Origin of the sequence: Agromyces binzhouensis (assembly GCF_004135055.1) — a bacterium.
GTDB classification, from domain to species: Bacteria; Actinomycetota; Actinomycetes; order Actinomycetales; family Microbacteriaceae; genus Agromyces; species Agromyces binzhouensis.
The window spans coordinates 1-1,801 of record NZ_SDPL01000514.1 but is presented as its reverse complement, the minus strand read 5'-3'; the positions used below and the strand labels follow the sequence as shown (position 1 = coordinate 1,801).

1 protein-coding gene and 1 pseudogene are annotated in these 1,801 nt (G+C 74.1%); both read right to left on the bottom strand.

What is annotated here, in order from left to right:
• Positions 1–1,323 (bottom strand): sensor histidine kinase (locus ESO86_RS16275; RefSeq protein ID WP_165308108.1); only part of this gene is annotated, 1,323 nt, incomplete at its 3' end.
• 276 nt (positions 1,324–1,599) lie between these two features.
• Positions 1,600–1,801, bottom strand: a pseudogene (locus tag ESO86_RS19310) (amidohydrolase); the annotation flags it as partial.

Sequence of the window (1,801 nt, the reverse complement as noted above, 5' to 3'; positions counted from 1 at the left end):
GAGGCCGCGCACGCGCTCGTCGAGGCCCGCGAGCCCGTGGCCCGGCTTCGCCGCCGCGCCACCGCGGCCGTTGTCGGTCACCCAGAGGTCGAGCCAGAGGCCGGTCGCTCCGGTGTCGCGCTGGGCGAGGCGCAGGCGGATGGCGCTCGCACCCGAGTGCTTGGCCGCGTTGGTCAGCAGCTCGGCGGCGATGAAGTACGCGTTCCGCTCGATGGCGGCAGGCAGGGCGGCATCCGTCGGGAGCATCCACTCGAGCTCGACGGGCACGGGGCTCCGCGCAGCGAGGGACTCCAGCGCGCTGGCGAGCCCGCGGTCCTGGAGCAGCGGCGGCGCGAACCCGCGCGAGAGCGCCCGGAGTTCGTCGAGGGTGTCGCGCGCCTGGTCGCGTGCCTCGGTGAGCAGCCCCTTGGCCGCCTCGGGGTCGGCGTCGAGCTTGCGCTCGATGGCCGCGAGGTCCATCTGCAGGCGCACGAGGCGCTGCTGCGGGCCGTCGTGGATGTCGCGCTCGAGCCGTCGCAGCGCGGCGTCCTCCGCCTGCACGGCCGCGCCGCGCGACGCCGCCAGGTGCTGGACCTGGCGTTCGAGCGCCTCCGAGCGCCAGGCGCCGAGCATGCCGCGTCCGATCCCGTCGTGCATCAGCGTGAAGCCGGCGGTGATGAGCGGCAGCGTCAGGAGGAACACGGCGCCGAGCACGAACTGCGCGACGGCCTCGACCGCGAGCGGGTCCAGGGCGAGTGCCGCGGATCCGCCCGGCCAGACCCGGTCGAGGAGCCATTCGACCGGCAAGGTGTCGCGCGAGTCCTGCGGCAGGAAGATCGCCCAGATCCAGTACGTCAGGCCGCCGAGTGCGATCGAGGCCCAGACGACGGTCACGGTCCAGGTGAACAGCGACACGATCGGCGCGACCACCATGCCGTGCAGCAGGTAGAGCCAGTAGTGGCCGTCGACGAACGGCGCGAAGAACGCCCGCCACGGACCCTCGCCGACGGGCGCCGCGGCATCCCACTGCGGCCTCCGGATGGCCGGCCGGCCCGCCCAGCGCAACCGCACCAGTTCGAAGGTGCCGAACCCGCGGGCGGTGTAGAGCGACGCGACGACGATGACGAGCCCGACGACGACGACGAGCAGGCTCACGCCCGTCGAGAACAGCGTCACGAGGGTGACGAACGCGACGAGCGCGATCGGGAGCCCGAGGAGCACGTAGCCGAGTTCGCGCGGCAGGCTCGCCCAGAGCGCGCCGTAGCCGCGGCGTCGCGGGGCGGATTCCGTCGTCGCCGCCGGCGTGCCCGAGCCGGTCGGTGCGGGGTCGGTGAGCGTGGTCATGGTCGTTCGTCTCCTCGGTCATCGTCGCACGCCGACACGGTTCGACGACGGCGGACTGTCCCGTCGTCCCCTGGCCCGCGTGTCGCCGCGTGCCGGTGTGGGTGTTCGGCGTGTCCGGATCCGCGTCGCCATCGGGTCGGCGGATGAGCCGGATCATGCCTCAAGCCTCGCGAGCCCGATGCGCCCGCCACAGCCGACGGCCACCCCGAACCGCACGGGGGTTCGCCCCCGTCGGAGCGGGGGCGCACCGGAGTCGCGATCGCGGCCGCCCGCGTCTCAGAGCGCGTCGTGCGTGACGCGTCCGCCGAGCAACGTGAGCGCCACCGGCATCCCCCTCAGTTCGTCGACGGATGCCGCGAGCGGATCGCGCTCGACGACGGCGAGGTCGGCGACCCTGCCCCGGCGCACCTCGGCGCCGGTCCCGTCGGTGGAAGCGGCGAGGGCGACGCGCGCGTCGATCGCCTGCTCCGGATGCCAA